This window comes from uncultured Eudoraea sp. (assembly GCF_947490415.1).
Lineage (GTDB): Bacteria > Bacteroidota > Bacteroidia > Flavobacteriales > Flavobacteriaceae > Eudoraea.
Genome location: NZ_CANLGX010000007.1, coordinates 21,670 through 44,047, shown reverse-complemented (window position 1 = coordinate 44,047; position 22,378 = coordinate 21,670). Strand labels below are relative to the sequence as shown.

General features: G+C 34.4%; 19 protein-coding genes and 1 pseudogene. 1 reads left to right on the top strand and 19 read right to left on the bottom strand.

Annotated features, from left to right (window positions below):
• Positions 1–376: 376 nt before the first annotated feature.
• The 14 genes and pseudogenes from Q0874_RS15825 to Q0874_RS15765 all read right to left on the bottom strand — a co-directional run bounded on the left by Q0874_RS15825 (position 377) and on the right by Q0874_RS15765 (position 14,587).
• Positions 377–982 carry a sugar transferase gene (locus Q0874_RS15825; RefSeq protein ID WP_299164489.1) on the bottom strand — a complete coding sequence of 202 codons (606 nt, stop codon included), beginning with the start codon at positions 980–982 and terminating at the stop codon, positions 377–379.
• 478 nt (positions 983–1,460) lie between these two features.
• Positions 1,461–2,633: a glycosyltransferase family 4 protein gene (locus Q0874_RS15820; protein ID WP_299164488.1), complete on the bottom strand. Its 1,173-nt coding sequence runs from the start codon at positions 2,631–2,633 to the stop codon at positions 1,461–1,463.
• 7 nt (positions 2,634–2,640) lie between these two features.
• Positions 2,641–3,792 (bottom strand): glycosyltransferase, encoded by a 1,152-nt coding sequence (locus Q0874_RS15815; RefSeq protein WP_299164487.1) that lies wholly within the window; start codon positions 3,790–3,792, stop codon positions 2,641–2,643.
• A gap of 325 nt (positions 3,793–4,117) precedes the next feature.
• Positions 4,118–5,059: an ATP-grasp fold amidoligase family protein gene (locus Q0874_RS15810; RefSeq protein WP_299164486.1), complete on the bottom strand. Its 942-nt coding sequence runs from the start codon at positions 5,057–5,059 to the stop codon at positions 4,118–4,120.
• 285 nt (positions 5,060–5,344) lie between these two features.
• Positions 5,345–5,452 carry a glycosyltransferase gene (locus tag Q0874_RS15805; protein ID WP_299164550.1) on the bottom strand — a complete coding sequence of 36 codons (108 nt, stop codon included), beginning with the start codon at positions 5,450–5,452 and terminating at the stop codon, positions 5,345–5,347.
• Between the two features lie 542 nt (positions 5,453–5,994).
• Positions 5,995–6,978 (bottom strand): ATP-grasp fold amidoligase family protein, encoded by a 984-nt coding sequence (locus Q0874_RS15800; RefSeq protein ID WP_299164485.1) that lies wholly within the window; start codon positions 6,976–6,978, stop codon positions 5,995–5,997.
• Between the two features lie 414 nt (positions 6,979–7,392).
• Positions 7,393–8,466, bottom strand: coding sequence for a glycosyltransferase family 4 protein (locus Q0874_RS15795; protein ID WP_299164484.1), 1,074 nt, complete (start codon positions 8,464–8,466; stop codon positions 7,393–7,395).
• The gene (locus Q0874_RS15790; protein WP_299164483.1) at positions 8,463–9,647 is read right to left on the bottom strand and encodes an O-antigen ligase; all 1,185 of its coding nucleotides are present in this window, start codon (positions 9,645–9,647) and stop codon (positions 8,463–8,465) included. The genes Q0874_RS15795 and Q0874_RS15790 overlap by 4 nt, the downstream gene beginning before the upstream one ends.
• A gap of 284 nt (positions 9,648–9,931) precedes the next feature.
• Positions 9,932–11,206 (bottom strand): murein biosynthesis integral membrane protein MurJ, encoded by a 1,275-nt coding sequence (gene murJ / locus Q0874_RS15785; protein WP_299164482.1) that lies wholly within the window; start codon positions 11,204–11,206, stop codon positions 9,932–9,934.
• Positions 11,207–11,726: 520 nt separating this feature from the next.
• Entirely contained in the window at positions 11,727–11,930 is a 204-nt protein-coding gene (locus Q0874_RS15780; RefSeq protein WP_299164481.1) for a hypothetical protein, read from the bottom strand.
• Positions 11,931–11,947: 17 nt separating this feature from the next.
• Entirely contained in the window at positions 11,948–12,253 is a 306-nt protein-coding gene (locus tag Q0874_RS15775; protein ID WP_299164480.1) for a hypothetical protein, read from the bottom strand.
• A gap of 8 nt (positions 12,254–12,261) precedes the next feature.
• Positions 12,262–12,393, bottom strand: a pseudogene (locus tag Q0874_RS17380) (helix-turn-helix domain-containing protein); the annotation flags it as partial.
• Positions 12,394–12,611: 218 nt separating this feature from the next.
• Complete coding sequence (locus tag Q0874_RS15770; RefSeq protein ID WP_299164479.1) at positions 12,612–13,445, bottom strand: sulfotransferase; 834 nt, start codon at positions 13,443–13,445, stop codon at positions 12,612–12,614.
• A 59-nt stretch (positions 13,446–13,504) separates the two neighbouring features.
• Entirely contained in the window at positions 13,505–14,587 is a 1,083-nt protein-coding gene (locus tag Q0874_RS15765; RefSeq protein WP_299164478.1) for a glycosyltransferase family 4 protein, read from the bottom strand.
• 611 nt (positions 14,588–15,198) lie between these two features.
• On the opposite strand from Q0874_RS15765, the gene Q0874_RS15760 reads away from it, so the two are divergent.
• Entirely contained in the window at positions 15,199–15,333 is a 135-nt protein-coding gene (locus Q0874_RS15760) for a hypothetical protein (protein ID WP_299164477.1), read from the top strand.
• A gap of 239 nt (positions 15,334–15,572) precedes the next feature.
• On the opposite strand, the gene Q0874_RS15755 is transcribed toward Q0874_RS15760, so the two are convergent.
• The 5 genes from Q0874_RS15755 to Q0874_RS15735 all read right to left on the bottom strand — a co-directional run bounded on the left by Q0874_RS15755 (position 15,573) and on the right by Q0874_RS15735 (position 22,376).
• On the bottom strand, positions 15,573–15,797 hold the full coding sequence (locus Q0874_RS15755; protein WP_299164476.1) for a hypothetical protein: 225 nt from the start codon (positions 15,795–15,797) through the stop codon (positions 15,573–15,575).
• A 401-nt stretch (positions 15,798–16,198) separates the two neighbouring features.
• Positions 16,199–18,022, bottom strand: a complete 1,824-nt coding sequence (locus Q0874_RS15750; RefSeq protein ID WP_299164475.1) for an Ig-like domain-containing protein — start codon at positions 18,020–18,022, stop codon at positions 16,199–16,201.
• An 825-nt stretch (positions 18,023–18,847) separates the two neighbouring features.
• Positions 18,848–19,621 carry a sulfotransferase gene (locus Q0874_RS15745; protein WP_299164474.1) on the bottom strand — a complete coding sequence of 258 codons (774 nt, stop codon included), beginning with the start codon at positions 19,619–19,621 and terminating at the stop codon, positions 18,848–18,850.
• Positions 19,622–19,733: 112 nt separating this feature from the next.
• On the bottom strand, positions 19,734–21,014 hold the full coding sequence (locus Q0874_RS15740; protein ID WP_299164473.1) for a nucleotide sugar dehydrogenase: 1,281 nt from the start codon (positions 21,012–21,014) through the stop codon (positions 19,734–19,736).
• A 27-nt stretch (positions 21,015–21,041) separates the two neighbouring features.
• Positions 21,042–22,376: a UDP-glucose/GDP-mannose dehydrogenase family protein gene (locus tag Q0874_RS15735; protein ID WP_299164549.1), complete on the bottom strand. Its 1,335-nt coding sequence runs from the start codon at positions 22,374–22,376 to the stop codon at positions 21,042–21,044.
• Positions 22,377–22,378 lie beyond the last annotated feature (2 nt).

Genomic DNA, 22,378 nt, shown 5'->3' with positions numbered 1-22,378 from the left:
GAATTGATTTAGGTTTTAGGGTTTTTAAAATACTTCCTACTATTATCATCAATTATAACCGTCGTCCGAAAGTTTGTGCTTTAATGTAGCTTTAGAATCCGGTATTTATACTTTTCAAAAGTATATGTACATATATTATTGGAATCTTCAAACCCATCAATCATCCTTCTACAAATTTTGTATCCATTATGGCATTGGCTGTACTCCACCCAACTGAGCATCTCCCAAAAATAGTAATAATTTAAAAAATATGGGGGCTAGCTGGTTTGTTTCATAATAATGCCTTAAAACCTATAAACCATCGTTAATGAGCCCATTGTTCTTTAATCAAAATTGACAATTAGAGGCCTTTGTCAATACTTAAACTATGCTTTATTCAGGTGTTTCCTTCCCATGGAATAAACGAATCTTGCTCAATGGAGGAAATATCCTTTCGATTGAATACTTTTTGAATGGTTTTCAACAAGATTTTTAAATCGGTGCTGAAACTTAAATGATCAACATACCACACATCAAGGGCAAATTTATCTTCATGTGATAAATTATTACGCCCATTTACCTGGGCCCAGCCAGTGATACCCGGCTTGACCAAATGCCTCCTGGCCTGTTCTTTATTGTATAAAGGAAGGTATTGAATCAATAGTGGTCTGGGTCCCACGATTGACATATCTCCTTTTAAAACATTGATCAACTGTAGTAGTTCATCTAAAGAGGTTTTTCGAACAAATCCGCCGACTTTCGTAATACGTTGTGCCTGGTCAAGCAATTCACCATCCTTGTCTTTTGGATCTTTCATGGTCTTGAACTTGATAATGTTGAATAATTTCTCATCTTTCCCGGGTCTTTTTTGAAAGAAAAATGGTTTTCCATTATTGGCAAACATCAGCAATATGATCAATATGATGATGACCGGTGATAATAGGAGCAAAGCTAATAATGATGCCAAAAAATCTAGTATTCTTTTAAAAAACCTTTTATACATTTTGAACTTTTTTTACCAGATTTTTCTTAAACTTCCATTTTGACACTTTCGCTTCTAAGTTGTGTCGTGCTACCCATGATAATTACCAATTACATTGCAAAGAAATACTAAAAACACCTATTCCGCCCGAACCAAATATAAATATTAGCCAAAAGGCATTTTATTTGGATGAACCAAATATGAATAATAGCTAAACGGCAACTTATTTGCATGAACCAGATTGCTCTCTATGAGTTTTCCAATGTTTGATATTCCTTTAAAATAGAAATCAGTCTTGTTTTAATAGGGAGCTCTTCTTTGTTTTTTATGGTTCACAAAATATTTATTTATACTAATACTTAGTCATTTTTCTGCTTGAAAGACCAACTATTTAAAAAAAGCATTTATCCAATTAAATCATAAACCAGGCGAGCGTTCTCATCGTCGGGGCTGTAAATGCCTAATTGGACTTGCATAGAGCAATTGGCATTTTCAATAATTAAGCTTCTATCCGCATATATTCTTCCAAAACTGCTTTCCACACATAGTTTCTTTCGAATCTTGATGCTATCATTGGTCTGGCATTATGGGCCAATGTGTTGACCAGCTTACGATCTGTTACGAAGGTCGACATTGCTTGCAATAATGCATCTTCATCCTTAGAAGGTATGATCACACCGTTTTCTCCATGGGTAATGATTTCATTGCTACCGTTGATATTAGTAACTATAGAAGGTAATCCCATGGCCCCTGCTTCTAGGACCACATTGGGAAAACCTTCCCGATAACTTGGTAAAACAAAGGCATTTGCTACCATTAAAAAGGGTCTGATGTCTGTTTGGTGGCCAACAGTTATAATTTGTTCGTGAGTAGTTATTTTGTCCAATGTTTGTTTGGGTAAAAGATCGGACTCACCTCGAAAACCTCCTACTAATAGCAACTTGACGTTTTTATTTGTCATCGTTAAACTGCAAAAGGCATTCACCAATTCGTTGATCCCCTTATCGTTGACAAATCTGCCTACATATACAAAAACAAAATTCGAATCGCTTAACTGATATTTTTGTCGAATAGACAACGTTTTTTCCAGATTAAATAGATCAGGATTAAAATACTGCAGGTTTACACCATTTACATTCCCATTTGCTATAACTTTTAATGGTTTTTTAGTTACCTTATAGTTCACAAGGTCATTTTTAACACCATTTCCCTCTGGGTAAACATGGGTGGCACAGTAGCAAATAACCTTATCCAAAAAAAGCAACAACTTTTTCATAAAACCCTTTTGCGTTGGAAATAACAGCCCTGTAAAGGTGTGTACACGCTTGGGTACCCTGGCATAATAGGCCGCAACCATAGATAAAAGTCCGGCCTTAGGCGTAATGGAATGCACCATAAATGGTTTCTCCTTTCTAAAGAGCAGATACAACTTATAGAGTGATACCACATCTTTAAACGGACTAATAGCACGTTCAATATTGACCGGTACTGTACGGATACCCTCATTCTTCTCTAAGAGTTGTAATGGCTTGCCAGGGGAGGCTACGCCAACGACCTCGTAATATTGATTAAGAAATCGTAGCTGTCCCTTCAGTAAGTGTTGCAATGAACCCGGTATGGCAGCTGTGCGTATTAATTTTTTTCTTTCTTGGGAGTGTATATGGTTTTTCATAAATTGGTTACGATAGAATATGACGGGTATAAGCTTCAAGTATAGGTTCTCTTTTAAAATCTTGAATACGCTCCATAACACGAATGCGGCAGCTTTTTAAAAACTCTGGATGTTCCAGGCAATATGCCAAACCTTTTTGAAGCATCTCCAGATTACCAACAGGGGTAAGTATACCATAATCCGTAATCATGATGTCATCTGTCTTTGGGTGTTTTAACTCCATAATTTCATCCGGTCCGGATTTACAATTGGTTGTTAAAATGGGCAGTCCGCAGCACATGGCTTCCAGTAAAACATTGGGAAAACCTTCATGGATAGAACCAAAAATAAAGAAATCGGCACTTTTTAAATATTGAAAGGGGTTGGATTCAAATCCCATCAAAAACACTCGATCCGTTAAGCTCAATTTAAGAATTTGTTCTTCCAATTCTTGACGTAATTCACCTTCCCCAAAAATATAAAGACGTACCTTTTCAAAAGGCGCTACTGCTTGCAACAATAGTTTTTGATTTTTTGATACTTGTAAGCGACCCACACTAACTAGATTTATATAGTTAGTGTCAAAGAAATTTGTGATGGGTGTGATGGCGTTAATTTTATCGAGGTCAATAGGGTTATGAATTACCCTGGTCTTACTTGGGTCTACATTGAAATTTTCAATGAGGTCCACTGCGCTGGCTCCTGCATTGCTTACCACCAAATCCGCTTGTGGGTATAATTTTTTCACCAAGTAGGTATTGATTTTACTTTGAAGATCGCCATAACCATATTGTAAGCTAGGGTAATTACGTTCACTAATGATCAATTTATATTTGTGGTTGGTAAACCAACGAGCCATCAGATTCACATAGCAGGGCCTTGACAGCATGCTTAAAGAATGCGTGATCTTTAGATTTTTAAGTAATCGGGCATATTTATAGGCCAGAACAGGCAGTTTTATCAGTTTATAGATACCGTGTTCGGTGGATTTTGAGGTTTCCAAATAGTGAATGGGAATGTCTTTTGGAAGGTCATAATCAATAGTGTTGTTCATTAAGACAAGAACCACTTCGAACCCTTGGTTTTTTAAATAGGGCAGGAGATAGGACACCACTCTTTCGGCTCCTCCTCCTGCCATAGAGTACATATAAATGGCTATATTCGGTTTATTTTTCTCCATTTTAAGTATTAGGATTATCCCTAAATAATAGGTTATAATTCTTTAGTTATTAGTATTTGATTTTTCATAAAATCCTATATGATAGAATTATTTCATCTTAGAATAATTTTAATTGCCCAAACAAGAGGATTAAGATTCATATTTTTTTAAATTTAATTGATCATATTCAAATAGGTGCTAGGGGATAATTATTGTTGTTTGCGGTAAATTTTTGAACCAATTGAACTGAATAATTTAGTCGGTATCTAAATTTAATTTATAATAGTTACCTAATTTATCAATTAATTCCAAAGTAATCCATAGTAATATTAGAAAATAGCTTTTTCTACCTAGTTAATATTAACTCCTTTCCCAGTTTTTCATCCCAGATTTTAGGTAGTATGGGCTGAAAACCGCTATCATGGTGAAACGTTAGTTCACCAAAATAGAGTGTATCATCTACATCGTACCAATCTACACGTACATATAAAAAGGATTCAGCTAAAATTTCGGACAATTTGATCATATCCTCAAGCGACTTAGGCTTTTCTATATCGATTTCACTAGGATCTGTAAATTTCCCAGGCCCCTTTGGTGATGACCATTTATAGGGCTCTCTTTGCCAATCGGTTGAATACCAATTTCTGTGATGGTCATTTGTGCCTCGCCACATATCAACACTGATCATTCGTACCTTACCGTTAAAACAATGTACCTTATAATCAAAAGGGATGTTACCGTTTTTATCTTCCAATAATTTTTCTACTATGATTCGAGGAATGATATTTTTGTATTGTCTTTCTTTACTATAATAATAGTAATTTTTACTCATTCTCCTTTTAAGGGTTTTTTGTATTTCTTTCCAGTTAACATCATGTACATTTTGTATGATTATACCACCTGAACTATCATGATTTGTTTTGATGATATAAGGAGTTTGAGGTAAGTTATCTGGCACAATTTGTGCCGGATCTTTTGTGGTAAAGTATAGAGGAACCAAGTATTCTTGACCAATTTTCGATGCCACATACTCTCTTACCGCATACTTATCTGCACATTGTGTATGTAATGCTGTCTTATCGTTAAGTTTTAACCACTGTATCTTTTCATTTAGTGTTATTGGATCTTTTAAATTAACGTTATATCCCATTACTCTTTTAAAACTTTTTTTTATATATGTCACATCAGACATTATATAATCTCTGTAAAACATATAAGGATATATCAAAACTTTTCCCAATCGGGTATTATGGTAATAATATTTAAATAAATTTCTAAAATTGATCATATTCTTGGATTACGTTAATCTAAATTAAAATTTCAGTGAAATTAAAAAACGAATAAACCACGCAATATTTTGATGGGAAATCTATTTTATATAAAAAAACTATTAAATAATTTCTCCTTATTTGTCACCAACATTTTCCAAAATAAATTCAACTAGAGAATTTGTAGTATTGGCCATTAAGGATTTTCTTAATTCTTCATTATTTATCAATTTACTCAATTTTATAACCATTTCTTCCATATTTTGATCGCTTACCAATATACCATTCTCACCATGGCTGATTATTTAAGATGGCCCGGAAACGCAATCACAGGCTATACAGGCCATTCCTTGTGACATAGCCTCAATTAAAACCATTGGTAAGCCTTCGTGTCGTAAAGTTAAAATATAAATATCCGATTTGCCATTATTTCTTTACGGAAACCTGTAAATTTAACTTTATCTTCCAGCCCCAATCTCTTCGTTTTTATTAATTGTAATATTTGCATAAATCCAATTATGCCTGTGGTATATACGTGGGAAGTAAATATATAATCGTATGAGATCTTTCTTGAAATTGCAATTCTTATGAAGAAACTCAATACATTAAGAAAATAAACACGACTTATGGGAAATTGGAGCGTTGCCAATTCTTTGCAGTAGCCCCATGATCTACTACGTTCTTTATCTGAATAAAAACACCTCTACTTCATGGTTTTTATAAAAAGAGGCGATTATTTTTAAATACTGTTCTGCCCCACCCATTGAATCATTAGGAAGAAGCATTAAAATTCTCATGGACTATTACTTTTTAAATAGATCATAAATCTAGATAAATATTTCTAGTTTCCCCAGAAGTTATTTTCAGATTACCTTTAGTTTCTTTGATTTTTCAATTTTTTTAGAATTCTGTATACCCTAACAAAACAGAGTTCATAAAAAATAGAGGATAAAATTCAATAAGTGACTGGATGCATTTTTTTTGGTAAAATGTTTCTATTAAGAGGAATTTTCAAAATATTTCCATAGTAAGTATCCCATTCTTTAGGAATAAAATGTGCAACGCCACCACCATGATGAAATGTTATTTCACCAAAATAAATTTCTTCATCAACAACATAAAAGTCTATTCTGGAATAGATAAAATCTTCGGATAGGGCTTTTGCTAAAGTCAATAACTTATTAAGATTTTTTGGTTTTTGAATTTCACGGCCATTAGCCAAACGGGGCTTTTTATCATCATCCTTAACGGACCATATAAATGGAAGTAATTCCCATTTGATATTGTATAAGTTATTCGTATGGTTGGAAAATCTATCAATATCCACTCCTATAAACTCTGGGTTTCCATTAAAACAGTGTATTTTGTAATCATTTGGAACGTTTCCTTGTTTATCAAGCAACAATTTTTCTACTATGATTCGTGGAACAATATCTTTATATTGTTGTTCTTTAGAGATATAATAGTAATTTTTACTCATTCTCTCTTTAAGGGATTTTTGAATTTTCTTCCAATTTACGTTATGTAAATTTTTTATGATTATTCCTCCTGAACTATCATGATTTGTTTTGATGATACATGGAGTCTTGGGTAAGTTATCCGGTACAATTTGTGCCGGATCTTTTGTGGTAAAATATAGAGGAACCAAATATTCTTGGCCAATTTTTGATGCCACATGCTCTCTTACTGCATATTTATCTGCACATTGGGTATGTAATGCTGTATTATCGTTATAAAGCTTTGACCACTGCATCTTTTCATTTAGTGTTATAGGATTGTTTAAATTAATGTTATATCCCATTTCTCTTTTAAAACTTCTTTTTACATATGTAGTATCAGACATTATGTAATCTCTGTAAAACATATAAGGAGATATCAATACTTTTCCCAGTTGAGTTTTATGGTAAAAGTTTTTTATTAATTTTCTAAAATTGATCATATTCTTAGATTGCGTTAATTAATCTAAAATTTCCGTGTTTTTCAAACAAACCTTGTAAAACATTAAGGAAATCTATTTTGAAAATAAAGATACCCCTGGAAGTTGGGGCATCTGATATTTTTTCGATAAACTACAGGCTTTTTCGGGAATATGCTAAACCTATTCAGTACACACTGATGGATGAAACCTTCCTATGTTAATGGTTATTTGAATTAAGCATCAAAATCATAAATAGAAAGCCTCTAATGACCTTTGAATTATTTAAGTTCTTCGATTATTACATTATGTTGACCCAATTTTAACAGGCCCTCTAAATGCAGTTCTTTTCAGATTTGCTGCTATTGCTTTTACCGCTTTATTATTAAAATTAAACGTTGTAGCGTTTATTCCGTGAATATTTTAGCTATCGCGTTTTTAATTAAAAAAACTATTAAATAATGCCTCCCATTTACCGCCAACGGTTTCAATCGAAAATTTTTCAAGAGATTTAGTGGCATTAGCTCTTAAGCGCTCCCTTAATTCACTATTGATGATCAATTCATTTAATTTTGTAGTCATTTCTTCCATATTTTGATCGCTTACCAATATACCATTCTCACCATTGCTAATTATTTCGGATGGCCCGGAAACGCAATCATAGGATATACACGCCATTCCTTGTGACATGGCTTCAATTAATACCATTGGTAAGCCTTCGCCTCGTGAGCTTAAAATAAATATTTCCGATTTCGCCATTAATTCTTTAACATCTTTACGGTAACCCATAAATTCAACTTTGTTTTCCAGCCCCAATTTTTTTGCTTTATCTGATAGATAGCTTAATCCAGCTTCTCCAAACCCTACTATTTGAAGGCTCCAATCAGGATTTGTTTTAAAAACTTCATATACAATATCCAATAAATTGTCAAATCCTTTATGAATATATCTATCAAGGTTACCTACTGCTAAGATTTTCTTTTCTCCCTTGCTAATCATATTTTCATTAATAGTAAATGAACAAGGATTTTCCATTATTAAAGTCCTTTTATTAATCTTTTTAAAAAATGGAAGATCAAATTTTGTCAAAACTGTTATTGCATCCGGTAGGCGATATAAACCATACCATAAAATCCATTTTCCCAATGTTTTTTTTTGATTTAGATGATTAAAATGTTCCGAAACCACCAATTTAATACGGTAAAATTTTGCAGGTAATATGGTGGCATAACCCATTAAGTGAATATGTGAACTAATTACATCAGGTCTATTTCTTTTTTTATAGTAAAAATAGAGTAATGAAAAAAAACCACGAAAAATGGAATAATTAATTATGAACTTTTTGTGAAATCGTATTCTTTTTATAGATGGATGATAGTTGTAGGCATCAGCGTCAATAAATGTAATTATACGCACTTCATGCCCGTTTTCGGCAAAATAATTGGCTAAAATACTTACCACCCTTTCGGCACCAGCCCCTTTCATTGAGCCTATTACAAAATCTATCTTCATTTATAATTAATTTGTTTTTCTTTAGACATTTGATACCCAATCCAGACAAAAACGACCATAAAATAGGATTGATTAATGATAGTTTGCAGACTAAGCATATATACGGACAATACCGTTAGGATAGAAAGCAGAAAATATTTATTCTCTCCTTCAGATTGTAAAGAAATCCAAAAGTGGCGAAATAGCAGTATCAAAAAGAACAAGAAAGTAATTATTCCGGCATCTGCCCAAATTCCTATTATGGTATTGTGACCCCTTATACTAGTAGAAAAATTTATACCATTTCCAAGAATTGGATTCTCATTAACATAATTCATCATATTCTTTAAAAGAACATCCCTTCCAGAATAGTCGACTTTTTCATACTGAAAAGTCAAGATATTGGCTAAACCTTCAATTCTCTGCTTTTGAATTACGGATAAAAATTCGCTTTCAATTGCAAAATTATAAATTAAATAAAAAAATACGGGTATCAAGATTATTGTAAATAAAAGCCTCTTTGGATTAAACCATTTGTGATACATTAAACCCAAGACTACTAATAGAACTATAAAACCAGTTTTAGAAAATGTAAGTAAAAACGCGTAAAGGGTGATTATAAGCGCTAAAAATTTAAGAATCTTTTGAAGTTTATTAACAGGCTTAAATAAATATTTAATAAATATAAACGTAAGCAAGCATACCACTGCTGCCTGATTCGCATCTGCGTACACACCTCCGGCACGTTCTAATGTAAATTGGTATATTCCACGTCTGTCTAAGTCAAAGTTTAATACATCAAATAAGATTAGCAATAAACAACTTATAAAAAAAGTAACCGCAATAACTTTACCGGTTAATTTATGATTTTCTTTAATACTTAGAAAAATAGAAAAAGACAAAAAATAACCTAATGGAATAATGTTTTTTAATACGGAAACAGGATTGTCATGTATACTATTTGCCAAAAGGCCAAAAGCCCAGTATATACTAAAGAACCAAAACCATAAAATTATAATATATGGAAGTTTACCTTTATCTTTTAGGAAAAAAAACATTCCAAAGAGAACAAAACAGATAGTTAAGTACGCTATTAACCGAATAATTGATTCACCAAAAATAAGCGTTGATAAATTTTGAATTTGTAGCGCACTAAGAATAAATGCAAAAAGCACTAAAAATTTACCAATTGATTTGATCATGAGTAGTTATTAGATGTAAATAAATTTTCCCAAAGGACATCTAGTTTTTTAATGGAAAAGTTATCTAAAACTTCAATTTTATTTTTGCATGATAGGCAATGCATTCCATCCCTTGTAACGTTGTTTCAATTAACACCTCTGGCAATACTATGAATCTTGCTGATCGCATTAAAGTTCATAAATCTCAAATAAGGCCATTAATAACTCCTCTCAAACCTTTCAAAGAAATAATTGCGCCGTTTGAGGGAATAAAATTAAATATATTTAATTTTATATCGATTACTTTATGGATTAAAAGTAATTTTAAATTGTTTATAGGTATAACCAACATAAATAAAACTTGCAATCATATAAACTATTGTAGTACTCAACACTAAACCATAAACTGCAAAATATTTCACCAAAATGATGTTCATAAATATGTTCAATAGTAAATTCCAGAAAGAGGTCCAGGCCATAAATTTATTCTTGTTAATTGCGGTGAGGAAATTGACGCAAACCAAAGTGCATAAATAAAATGGGACATAAATTAACGCAATCTTTTGAATTAATGATACTATCATAGTATCTTTTGTATCAAATTCATTACGCTCAAATAATATTCTTACGATATCATTGGATAAAATAATAGTACAAATAGAAATCAGTAAACTTCCAATAAAAATAATTTTTAAAATTTTAAAAAGTTGCTGGTAAGCCTTATGTAAATCGTCATTTATTAACTTCGAAAAGTGGGGCAGTAATACATTTCCTATTGCTAGAATTAGAATACCAATTGTGAAAGCTGGTATTTTTGTGCCATACTGTATGGCCGAAATAGAGCCAACAACTAATTGAGCTGCAAAGAATTGGTCTACAAAGGGATTAATTCCTGTGAACAAACTCGAAGTAACCTTTGGTGAATATTGTTGCAACATCATCTTGATATTTGAATTTATTTTGACCCGGCCAAACTCAATTGTTTTTTGGATTAAATTCATGGTCAATAGGTAGATAAAACTCGCAAAGCTCCCCAAGGTTAAACCGGTAACCAATACCATATTTCCAAGGAAAGGCTTTAAAAAAACCAAACAAGTAATGATTATAACAGGTGTAAAGAATTGTGAAACTGTGGAGATAAAAAATTTATTTTTTATCTCCAGTAAACCGTTTAAAAACCCCGAATAACCCCAAAAAAATAAACAGGGTAAGACAATGTAAAATTGACTACGGACTGAGTGATAATATGCTTGGTCATGCCCAGGAAAAACCATTTCAAGAAAAAAGGCCACAAAAATTAAGGCCAATAATGTTAATGAGACTACGAGCGTAGTAATCGCAAAAAAGGTGAATGTTTGGAAACTTCCTATATGTTGTGTGGTTTTTAGCTCAGTAATATAATTGGGGATGAATAATTTTTTTAACGTACCAATAAAAACATTTTGAATGATCGAGGGTATCAAAACCGCTACATAGTATGTATCTAAAATTTCTGAAAGACCAAAATAGGACGCGACCAAAGTTTCCTTATAAAAAGAAATTAACTTGACAAGGAAAGAGATACCACTAATAAGTAACATGTTTAAAAACAGGGTGTTGGAAAACACCTGTTTTATTCTGGACGTAATTTTTTGAAGGGTAGATTTCAACATAAATCTGAAACAACAATATATTTGATTGTATGGAATACCACTATAAACCGATTTTTAGAATAAATATTATGATCGTCAACTTTATTATCTACAATTTTAGTATCTAATTCCCGTTCGAAAAGTAGACTTACACATTACTATTTTGGGGTAGTATCCCATGCATGTTTTGTTTCGGATAATTTCTGACAAATGTTAGGGTACATTTTTTCATTATTATTCGTTAGAGGATTTAGTTCTTATAAAATAGTTATTAAATTTAAAAATAAGCACATAATGAGAATTCTTTTTGAACTGTTATTTAAGAAGTGAAATCAAGTTACAAAGATAAGGGGCAAGAGTTAAAAAATATTAAAAACCAGACAAACAATGCAGTCATACAGATATTCTAAAACCAAAACGAAGCCATTTTATCTATAACCTCGTTTAAAATTGAAGAAAAATAAATAATTTATTTACCTGTAAAATAAAAGATAGTTTCCTCCATATCAGTATAGCCATCCCCATTTTCATCAGCAAAGGAATTGTTAGTTGGGGTTATATTGCCCCAAACAGTTATTTCAGCTAGGTCCCACATATTATCGCCATCCGCATCGGCATAGGGTGTTCCTGTTGCATAGGTCAAATGTCCACCTACTTCTGTTTCATTTTTCACGTGCCACCCTGGATTATTTAAAAATTGTTTATTAGTCTTGTGTCATGGGCATAACTATTCATATTACACCCAACATTAGCCACTACATAATCAGACACCAATGAAGATGAGATAGGAGTTATTGGACTATGAGTATGTATTCTAGAACCATTACTATTGGCAATCCAATTTGAATCATACATAGGATTTCCAGTATTATCACCTATTATCCGATTATGTTCTTCCCATACAGTTCCCTCTGATGCTAAAACCCTACTTTCATAAGGAGTACCATTTGATACGCCATGTACCAAGCTTATATTCTTTCTAAGGTCCAATATCAAATCGATAGTTATTTGATTGATTCTGTTGGTATATGTTTCAGCACCCCTTTTTTCCTTAACAGAACCTCGGTTCCATACTTATCATACTTTCTCTTCCAATTGAAGTAAGTGGTCTTACTGATATTGAATATTTCACAGGTTTCCTTAACCTTTCCATAGTCTTATGCAAACTCCAATACCCTTAGCTTCAACTTCCATCTTAGATATTGTTCATTTCCCGTATCTTTTTCATGCCAAGAGTGTTTCTTATTATTTAATAATAATAGTCCACTTTTAGTTGACGCAGTCACACATCAGTTTACCCATAAATTTCATAAATTGAATGCAATTTACGAATGGCGAAAAAACCTAGATACCCTTAGCGGGATTCTTTTTTATTCTGTATTTTGAGAGCGGTATTCAACCTATTCCATAGCTCTTCACATAACGTTTCTATTTCCGGAGAAAGTTCAAATTGCTTTCCCTTGCCAATTGAAGATGCGTTTACGTCCGACACCAAAGAGTATTTTGGGTGTTCGATTCCAACAAAATCGTAAACTTCCTTTATTTTCTTTGAAGGCTCGGAAACCAAATCACGATACTTAAGAAGGTAGACTCGATCATTTAGAGTTAAGTCTCGCTCAAAGAATAGTATATTACGTGTATACCAAAAAAGGGCAGCAGCATCCCGAGGAGACATATCTTCTGAAAAATAGTCTTTGATTATCGCCTTTGTTTCATTGGAGATGCCCTCAACGCGCCAGTTTTCATTGTCTTCATGGTAAATTGGCCGAAGATCATCAATTCCGTTTCTAAGGCCAAACTTTTTAAGATTGGAAGATCCTACATCTCTAAAGTGGCGGAATGCCCAAATTGATTTTGATTCTGGAAAAAAACTAAACAACTGATCAATATTCTGGGATTCTACCAATGGTTTTAGAACAATAACCCCTGCATGGTTTCTATTGATCTGTTCTTGTACTTTTGGGTACGGAATCAATCGCAAGTTGGGGGTTAATCTGCTGAATTCCTGGTAAACCCTAATAGTCTTGTCGCGTTCGAATAAATTCGTTAGCATGGTTGTGCCCGATCGCTGAGCTCCCATAATAAAAACGATTTTTTTCTCCTTATGATTTGGAGTTAATAGATCTTGATTCAGGTGCTTTAACTCACGGTAAATTCTACGTCTTATTTTCTTTGTTAATTTAGACATGTCTTTGTATTTGATGATTTTATAATTACCCCCATCCTTAGGACAGGTTTTTGTCTTTTTTAATGGGATAATGTCTTAAGTATCAAACCTTCCCACTGGTTCATAATACTTTCCTTTGAAAATCGCGTCAAGCTTTTTGTGGCATTATTGGAAAGCTTATTCCTAAGTTCTTCGTTCTGGATTAAAAGCTCCAAGGAGTTTTGCATAGCGGATTGATCCTGGTCTTTGACCAATATACCTGTTTCCTGATCATTTATGATATCCGAAGGCCCTGTTTTGCAATCGTAAGCGATACAAGCCATTCCCTGTGACATTGCTTCCATTAGCACCATGGGTAAACCCTCAAAACGTGATGGCAAAATGAAAATACTTGAGTTTGCCATAATTTCCTTGATATCTTCTCTAAAACCTGTAAATTCTATTTGATTAAGCAAGTTTCTTTCAAGTGCCATATTTGTAAGGAACTCCTTACCCTTTTCACCGGTACCCACAATACGGAGTTTCCAATTCCGATATTTCTTTAATATCGGGTCGATTAGAATAATCAAATTGTCAAATCCTTTGTGGTGAATTCTATTCAAACTACCAACAGCAATTATTGACTTTTCACGTTTATGATTAGATTCTTGGATTAAATCAAATGTAAGAGGATTGGGCATTACATAGGCTTTTATCCTGAATCTCTCATAGTAAGGAATATCAAATTGGGTCAGTACAGTCAATGCATGAGCAAATCTATAGAGGAATTTTCTGGTAAATACGTCTACCTTAGAACGAATATGTAAATGATTAATATGTTCACTAACGATAATTTTCATCCCGTATGCGATCGCTGTAGGGATTGCAACCATGCTCGGAGCAGGACAGAAGGATATGATCAAATCCGGCCTATTGCCTCTAATTCTATAATGTGATAGGAGAAGAATTAATCGATTGATTGTGTGGTTCTTAATGAATCTTTTCTTATTTTTTAGTATTATTATTTCAACTTCACTGTTGAGTTGATAAGCTATTTCATCTTTAAAACAGATAATTTTTATTCTAAATCCTTTCTCAGAAAGGCCGTTAGCCAATATGCTTAAAACACGTTCAGCTCCTCCTCCTTGTAACGAATTAGTTATAAAATTAATTTTGTAAGCCATTTTTTGGACACGATTTATGTTAGCTGATAATGCTGGGTAACAAGGGGTATTTAATGATTATGATAGAAAAACCTATTACTTGCAAACTGCGCATTGACGTAATATCACTCTTTACGAAAGCAAAATTAACCAAACCTTTACAATTACATATATTAATTGGATAAATGTTCATAAAGTTGGTTAAACAGATAATATCAAAAATAAGTGAAGCCGAACCCTTACCTAATTGTGGTAATTCTGTTCAGCTTGGTTTACTAGGAAGACTTTTGTATGAATGGATTAAATCATAACTTGAACTAACTTCTTATTTCAATTTCAACGATGTATAACCAAAAAGTGAAAAGGAGATATGATTCCATTATAGTGTAACAATTAAATTATTATATACTGATCAAGAAATTTGACATAGAAAAGTTATTGTAAGACTTTAATTCTCCAGAAAAACTAGACTATAGGCTTGATTAAAACATGAAGTCTTAAATTTAACCAAGATCATGAAAGGTAAACGCAGAAAATTTAGTCCACAGTTCAAAGCCAATGTCGGTATTGAAGCCATTCGCGAGCGATATACGCTCTCGGAGCTGGACGAAACGTTCGAAATTTGACCAGTGATGATTTCTCGCAGGAAAAAGGAGTTTTTGGAGAACAGTTCCAAGGCCTTTGATGAAGGTAAGCAGACCAAGGAGAAGGAAGTCCCTACCAAGAAGCTCTATGCTCAGATCGGGCAGCTGAAGGTGAAGATTTAAAAAAAGCTCCAAGAGGACCGGTCTGTCATGGAAAGGAAAAAGCTGATCCGCAAAGGAGCGAGGGGCATTAGCATCCGAAAACAATGTAACCTTTTACAGGTAAGTCGAGCCAGTCTGTACTATTGGCCTCTGGGAGAATCCCCGGAGAATCTCCAGATAATGCGTCTGATGAAAAGTCACGCCATCCAGTTCCCGGCCGAGGGTGTGCTGTTAATGGTCAGTATGCTCTCTCGCAAAGGCTATAAGTTGAACCATAAAAGGATTCGGCGACTCTTGCGTAGGATGGGCCACCAGACATTTATCCAAGAAAGTACATAAGTGAACTGGGGCTGGCTGGATAAAAACGTCCCTGCCATTTGTGAAATCCGGATATCAAAAGGGCCAACCAGGTTTGGAACATCTATATCACCTACATACCCATGACAAGGGACTTTATATACTGCTCCGCCATTTTTGACGCGCATTTAAGGAAGATTCTCGGCTGTGGTATCTCCAATACCTTGGAGGCCCAATGTTGTGTGGATCTACTGCAAGAAGCCATCCGAACACATGGGAAAACCCGAGATCATCAACTCAGATCAAGGAAGGCAGTTCACTGCCTACAAATGGATCCAGGCCTGTGAGGCAAGAGAAATCAAAATATTCATGGGTTGGTACAGGAAGGGCCTCAGACAATTTATGGATCGAGCGCTTCTGAAGAACACTAATGCACCAGTAGATCTATCTCAATCCCCTTAAATACGAATTGGGGCTATACGAGACATCCAGTTCTATATCGACCATTAAAATAGAACAGAAATACACCAAAAAACTGGAATGACACCTGGGGAGTGTTACCAGGATTCTATCGATAAAAACAAATAATTTATTCACCCGTAAAATAAAAGAAAGTTTCCTCTATATTAGTATAGCCATCCCCATTTTCATCAGCAATTGGATTGTTCGTTGTGGTTATATTGCCCCAAATAGCTATTTCAGCTACGTCCCACATATTATCGCCATCCGCATCGGCATAGGGTGTTCCTGTTGCATAGGTCAAATGTCCACCCACTTGTGTTTCATTGGTTACGTGAGTCCCCGTACTATTTACAAAATTGTTTATAACCCTAGTGTCGTGTGAGTCTCTTGCAAGGTTGTGACCAACATTTTTCACTACATAACCAGAAACTTGTGAGGAAGGCATGGGAGTTATAGGACTGTCAGAATGAATCCTTGAAGCTGCTTTATGATTCATCCAATCTGAATTATACAAGGGGTTTCCAGTATTGTCTCCAATTATTAAATTATCTTTATCATACACTGATCCATCTTCTGAATTAACCCAAGGTTCAATTTGTGGTCCGTTTTCACCTTGATAATATTTAAAAATGGCTGGACCATATAGAGTAGAAGGCTGTACATTTCCATTATTCTTTTTTACGTTTCCAATAACATCAGTTAAAGTACCCCAAGCCGAACCAAATGGAGATTGTGTATTATACCAAATGTTATTAATAGTTTCGTGTTCACAACCACTATTAGTTATTCGCGGATATCTATCTTTTATGTCGTTAAACATATTTGCATAAAAACTCACGTTTTCTACTAATGTGGGTTCCGACGGGGAGGTGGAGGACCTATAAACCAATGCGCCATATCCGGACTCTAAGGCTTCAGCTATTATGCAATTCTGCACAGTTATGTTCCTTACAGTACCTCCATTATATGCCCCAATTTCAACGGATTCATCAGTATTCCAATATAAAGATAGATGGTCAATTATTACATTTTCTAAAGTAGCGTTCAAACTGGGTTCTGAAGTTGAGCCTGCTGTATGTATCCTAACATTATCACAACCACTGTGTGCCGTTAAACCTATGTGACTTCTTATATATCTTACTATTACATTAGATCCCCTAATTTCTAATGTAGCACCATAAGTAGCACTAGAATCCATTCTAAGGGTAATTCCATCCCCAGGTGCAGTTTCGCCCGCAATAGTAATATTGCCCTTAGTGTCAGTGCCAACAGTAATAGCAGAAAGAAGATTTATAGTGCCACCTGTTTTAAATACAACTGTTCCACCATCGTTATCTTCAGCATCCTCTACCGCTTGCCTTAAACTTCCTGCTCCACTATTGTTAAGATTTGTTACTGTATAAATAGGTTTTCCACGTCCACCAGTTGCATATTTACCAAATCCTTCCGCCGTTGGGAAGGCTTTTAACTCACCCCTAGTTTTGTTGGGATCTTGGTTTATAGTAATGGTAACAGTAGCAGTTTCTTTACTAACCGTACCATCCTCATTAATAAATTCAGCAGTATAGGTAAAGGTATCTTCGGTTGGTTCGACTATAAATGGGGTGAATGTTAATGTATTGTCTGAATTAATTACAACCTCACCATTGTCGGGTTGCGTTACTTCACTTATTGAAACATTTTCCAGATCATTAAAAGTATCATTGGCCAAAACATCAAGAACGATGCTGGCACTTGAGGATGTTTGATAAGTATCATTCACGGTAGTGCCAGCGCTTACAGCACTTGAAGTGCCACCGCTTCCGCTATTTTCAGCACCATCACTTCCGTTATTAACCGTTATTTCAAAAGTCTCATCCTCCGGGTTATTGATTATGGATATTTGAAAGATATCACTCCTAACATATTTTCCAATGAGTACTTCGGGATCTAATGCAACGTAATCGGCCATCAAATCCGAGTCCTTACTGCAGGAAAAGAAGAAAGAGATACTAAAAAAAAGGCACAACAAAACTAGGGGACTTTCGGTATTAAATTTCATGTGTAAGATAAATTAAGTATTATGATAATCAAATTTGGGTTTGATAAAACTATATAAAAATTAAATATCATCGATAAAAACCATCAATTTTTCGATGAATTACCTGTTTGGCACTGAATCTTTTACGTTACAACTTTTAGGTTTGGATGTCAACGGATTTTTTATTCGATGAACTACACTTTTTTTTAACAAATTGTTTAGGTTTTTAAGAAGTATTGACCAATTAAGTCCAATATGGAATCAATTTTTTTGTTCTAATATCGATTCAATGCACTAAATGCTAAAATGGTTTACTTTCTCTTTGAAAATTATTTTGTGCTTTTGGGCAGCTTTTATGGAATTGGCATTACTCTTACCCATGCTCCATATTTTCTAAAATATGGTTTATTAAAAGAAGTTAATACAGCGGTGGCGTAGGCATATCGATGAACATATTTTTGTATCCACTTTGTTTTTCTAACAACCATAGATGTATGATTTGTACGTATATTGAATAGCACTTTTTAACGAGTTTTCCCTTTGTTCATCGTTTAATTTTTGGCTTTTAGTGGACTAAGAATAATGGATTATATAAGGTGATCATTCTAAAATTGTATAATTCTACTGAATTTAATTGTCGTGCAGGAGTGATAACTGGAATAAATTTTTGATTGTGACTTTTGGAAAGCCTTCAAATTGTTCAATTCTTAATAAGTTGATGAAATAAAAGTTTCACCATGACAGATTTGACGGAACTCAAGATAAAAGATTCTTAAATTCGGAATGACTTATTTTCTCCACCAAATCGTCGTAATTTAAAATCAATTCTCTCAGACCTTCAGGGTTCTGCCTTTTCAGATTAATTTTTGTTTTTTCTATTTTTTCGTACTCTAATCCCAAAAATGAATAAATACGACTTAATTGACCTTCTTTATCTTGAGTGAGTTCTTCAAAGGAAAGCTCAATGTATGGATGATTTGGAAATCGAGTCTTGCCAAATTGCGCTTCTAGCTTTTTGATTTCCCTTAGTTCATTCAAACAATGTTCAACATCAACTTTGACACGTTTATCCAAAAATTCTGTTTTTTCCTCCTCCTGACGGCTGTTCCATGCACCGGTCTTTAGAGCTATCAATTTAGAAATATAGGTCCTTAAAATGTTTTCACGTTTTATATGTATAACTTTGACATTAGTGTCAGCATTTAAGATTTCCCAAACTTCTCTATCCTCACTGTCATCTGGATGATTATAAAAAAGTTTAAAGCCTGCATACTTTATCCAAGGCAACTTTTTAGAAAACGTTTCTTTCCAAACGGTTCTACAACTTTTACCTTCCAGTAACCGGAACACTTCACCTTCAATATCAATTTTAGGATGAGCGTGAAGCAGTGTCTTTAAAAGACTTGAGCCAGTTCGCTGACGTCCTAGTATTACCAATTTTTCGTATTGCTTATTTCCGAAAAGCTGGGCAATACATTTTTTTAGTTTTCCTTTTAGAAAAATATATGTTGAAGTCTTTGTATTTGCCATTTGTTTAACATGTCAATCGCCTATTGATATTCTTAATTATGTTTCAAAACAACCCTGATAACGTTTTGCGTACGGACAAAGTGTAAATAATCCATAATTAATTTTTTGGTCATCACAATCTGCCGTCAACCTTGGTTTTTAAAAATCCCTTAACGTCATATAAAACCCCATTTTTGGAGAGCCTACTGCGCAAATCCAATTCTAAAAATTTATTATGCGAAACCACAAGTATAATAGAGTCATAGATTTCGCTAGGTAGTTCATTATTGGTTTTTATGTTGTAATCATGTAGGACCTCTTCTGGATCAGCCCAGGGGTCATAAATGGTAATCTCTGCACCATAACTTTTTAAGTTATTTATGACATCTAGAGCTTTAGTATTCCTAACATCCGGGCAATTTTCCTTAAAAGTAATCCCCAGTACCAATATTTTGGAACCTTTTACCTTTATATCCTTTTGCAACATTAGTTTTACCACCTCGGATGCTACATATTTCCCCATACCGTCGTTTATACGTCTTCCCGCAAGTATAATTTCAGGATGATACCCAAATTCCTGAGCTTTTTGCGCCAAATAATAAGGGTCAACGCCAATGCAGTGTCCACCAACGAGTCCCGGTTTAAAGGGTAAAAAATTCCATTTGGTTCCTGCGGCTTTCAGGACATCCTGGGTGTCAATTTTCATTAAATTAAATATTTTAGCCAGTTCGTTTACAAAGGCAATATTAATGTCGCGCTGAGAATTTTCAATAACTTTAGCTGCTTCGGCTACCTTAATACTAGGTGCCAGGTACGTGCCTGCAGTGATTACTGAGGCGTATAAATCGTCTATCTTTTTCGCCGCGTCAGAAGTGGATCCTGAAGTTACTTTTAGTATTTTTTCTATAGTATGTTCCTTATCCCCGGGATTTATGCGCTCAGGGGAATAACCTACAAAAAAGTCTTTGTTGAAAGTTAAACCGCTTATTTTTTCCAAAATAGGTACACATTCGTCCTCGGTAACACCGGGATAAACTGTTGATTCGTAAATGACTGTATCTCCTTGATTTAATACCTTGCCCACAGTTTCACTCGACTTGTATAGAGGGGTCAGAATAGGCCTGTTAGTATTATCTACCGGTGTTGGTACCGTAACAATGTAGTAATTGCAATCCTTAATAGCTTCTAATTCATCAGTACAGAACAAACCTTTTTCCATATTCGGATTATCCTGCAAAACAGCACACAGGATGTCATCCTCCACTTCAAGCGTACTATCCGTACCTGATTTCAGTTCTGCTATTCTTTTTGTATTGATGTCGAAACCTATCACAGGGTATTTTGTGGCAAACAAACGTGCCAATGGAAGGCCTACATATCCCAATCCTATTATAGCTATTTTTATTTTACTCATCTTTTTTCTTAGGTTGTCAGTAAAAGTTTATACACTTTTTTTTCCAATCTGATAGTATTCAAAGCCTTGTTTCTTAAGACTTGAATCGTTGTATTGATTGCGACCATCAAAGATTACAGGTTCGTTTAATTGACTTTTCAATTCCTCAAAATCCGGGGATCTGAATTCTTTCCATTCCGTCAATAAAATCATGGCGTCGGCATCTTTGAGCGTATCATATTTAGAATGGTGATAACTTACGTTGGGCACATCTTTCAAATAAAAATGCTCTGCTTCTTCCATTGCCTTCGGGTCATAAGCCTGGATTGTAGCACCTCTTTTAGAGAGTTCTTTAATTATATAAATGGCCGCTGCCTCCCTCATATCATTAGTTTGTGGTTTAAAAGCCAATCCCCAAACAGCAAATGTTTTGCCTGATAAATCTTCACCGTAGCGAGTGATTATTTTTTTAGCAATCACCAATTTTTGCCGGTCATTTACGGTTTCTACCGCATTTATTAGTTGTGCCTCATATCCGTGTTGGGCGGCAGTCCTGTGCAGGGCTTTAACATCTTTTGGGAAACAAGAGCCCCCATACCCGCTACCGGGATAAATAAAGCTGTACCCAATTCTGCTGTCAGAACCAATTCCAATTCGAACTTTATTTACATCTGCTCCAACCAGTTCACAGATATTAGCAATTTCATTCATAAATGAAATTTTTGTTGCTAACATAGCATTGGCAACATATTTGGTCATTTCTGCAGAGCGAACATCCATGGTAATCAAACGATCCATACTACTTCTAAAGAAGGGAGCGTATAATGCACGCATTTTTGCAGTTGTATTTTCATCATCCGAACCAATTACAACGCGGTCCGGCTTCATAAAATCGTTAATGGCATCGCCTTCCTTTAAAAATTCAGGATTAGACACCACATGAAATTCGATGTTTTTATTTCGTTTTTTGAGTTCATTTTCTATAGTTGCTTTTACTTTGTCTGCCGTACCAACCGGGACAGTAGATTTGTCCACAATAATAAGTGGATGATTCATATGCTTACCAATTTCAGAAGCCACTTGTAATACATACTGTAAATCCGCTGATCCATCTTCACCCATAGGTGTGCCAACAGCAATGAAAGCTATATCACACCTGTCTAAATTCAAATGTAAATCTGTACTAAAATGTAGGGTTTTATTGTCTACATTTCTTTGTACCATGGCCTCTAATCCAGGTTCATAAATAGGTATGATGCCTTTTTTAAGTTCTGCTATTTTTTTGGAATCAATATCAATACAAGTAACATTGTTACCCATTTCGGCAAAACAGGTACCACTAACCAATCCCACGTAACCTGTTCCTATTACAGTTAAGTTCATCA

Bases quoted from the DNA above. Each gene is read 5' to 3' on its own strand.
- Q0874_RS15815 (WP_299164487.1), bottom strand. From the start codon at position 3,792: ATGGAGAAAAATAAACCGAATATAGCCATTTATATGTACTCTATGGCA.
- Q0874_RS15800 (WP_299164485.1), bottom strand. From the start codon at position 6,978: ATGATCAATTTTAGAAAATTAATAAAAAACTTTTACCATAAAACTCAA.
- Q0874_RS15825 (WP_299164489.1), bottom strand. From the start codon at position 982: ATGTATAAAAGGTTTTTTAAAAGAATACTAGATTTTTTGGCATCATTA.
- Q0874_RS15810 (WP_299164486.1), bottom strand. From the start codon at position 5,059: ATGATCAATTTTAGAAATTTATTTAAATATTATTACCATAATACCCGA.
- murJ (WP_299164482.1), bottom strand. From the start codon at position 11,206: ATGTTACTTATTAGTGGTATCTCTTTCCTTGTCAAGTTAATTTCTTTT.
- Q0874_RS15795 (WP_299164484.1), bottom strand. From the start codon at position 8,466: ATGAAGATAGATTTTGTAATAGGCTCAATGAAAGGGGCTGGTGCCGAA.
- Q0874_RS15770 (WP_299164479.1), bottom strand. From the start codon at position 13,445: ATGTCTAAATTAACAAAGAAAATAAGACGTAGAATTTACCGTGAGTTA.
- Q0874_RS15820 (WP_299164488.1), bottom strand. From the start codon at position 2,633: ATGAAAAACCATATACACTCCCAAGAAAGAAAAAAATTAATACGCACA.
- Q0874_RS15755 (WP_299164476.1), bottom strand. From the start codon at position 15,797: ATGCGCGTCAAAAATGGCGGAGCAGTATATAAAGTCCCTTGTCATGGG.
- Q0874_RS15790 (WP_299164483.1), bottom strand. From the start codon at position 9,647: ATGATCAAATCAATTGGTAAATTTTTAGTGCTTTTTGCATTTATTCTT.
- Q0874_RS15735 (WP_299164549.1), bottom strand. From the start codon at position 22,376: ATGAACTTAACTGTAATAGGAACAGGTTACGTGGGATTGGTTAGTGGT.
- Q0874_RS15765 (WP_299164478.1), bottom strand. From the start codon at position 14,587: ATGGCTTACAAAATTAATTTTATAACTAATTCGTTACAAGGAGGAGGA.
- Q0874_RS15760 (WP_299164477.1), top strand. From the start codon at position 15,199: ATGATTTCTCGCAGGAAAAAGGAGTTTTTGGAGAACAGTTCCAAGGCC.
- Q0874_RS15750 (WP_299164475.1), bottom strand. From the start codon at position 18,022: ATGGCCGATTACGTTGCATTAGATCCCGAAGTACTCATTGGAAAATAT.
- Q0874_RS15740 (WP_299164473.1), bottom strand. From the start codon at position 21,014: ATGAGTAAAATAAAAATAGCTATAATAGGATTGGGATATGTAGGCCTT.
- Q0874_RS15745 (WP_299164474.1), bottom strand. From the start codon at position 19,621: ATGGCAAATACAAAGACTTCAACATATATTTTTCTAAAAGGAAAACTA.